Raw genomic sequence first — 783 nt, 5'->3', positions numbered from 1 at the left:
GAAGACGCCGGTGCCGTTGCCGTTATGGCGCTCGAGCGCGTCCCGGCCGACATCCGTGCCCAGGGCGGCGTGTCCCGCATGTCCGATCCGGACATGATCGACAAGATCATCGAAGCCGTGTCCGTTCCGGTCATGGCCAAGGCCCGCATCGGCCACTTCGTCGAAGCCCAGGTCCTGCAGTCCCTCGGCGTGGACTACATCGACGAGTCCGAGGTCCTGACCCCGGCCGACTACACCAACCACATCGACAAGTGGAACTTCACCGTTCCGTTCGTCTGCGGTGCCACCAACCTCGGTGAGGCCCTGCGCCGCATCAACGAGGGCGCGGCGATGATCCGGTCCAAGGGCGAGGCCGGCACCGGCGATGTCTCCAACGCCACCACGCACATGCGCCAGATCCGCGCCGAGATCCTCAAGCTCGCGTCCCTGCCCGAGGACGAGCTGTACGTCGCGGCCAAGGAACTGCAGGCGCCGTACGAACTGGTCAAGGAAGTTGCTTCCACCGGCAAGCTCCCGGTGGTGCTGTTCACCGCCGGCGGCATCGCCACCCCGGCCGACGCCGCGATGATGATGCAGCTCGGCGCCGACGGCGTGTTCGTCGGCTCCGGGATCTTCAAGTCCGGCAACCCGGCCCAGCGTGCTGCCGCCGTCGTCAGGGCCACTGCCTATTATGACGACCCTGACGTCATCGCCAAGGCCTCCCGCGGCCTGGGCGAAGCCATGGTGGGCATCAACGTGGACGAGATTCCGCAGCCCCACCGCCTCGCCGAGCGCGGCTGGTAG

1 protein-coding gene is annotated in these 783 nt (G+C 67.4%); it reads left to right on the top strand.

Features of this window, described 5'->3' with window-relative positions:
* The coding region (gene pdxS, locus CXQ90_RS21660; protein ID WP_104141388.1) for a pyridoxal 5'-phosphate synthase lyase subunit PdxS at window positions 1-783 on the top strand (783 nt) is incomplete at its 5' end.

It is taken from the genome of Arthrobacter sp. ZGTC131 (assembly GCF_002929275.1).
Taxonomy (GTDB): Bacteria; Actinomycetota; Actinomycetes; order Actinomycetales; family Micrococcaceae; genus Arthrobacter.
This window is presented reverse-complemented; position numbering and strand designations above follow the sequence as displayed.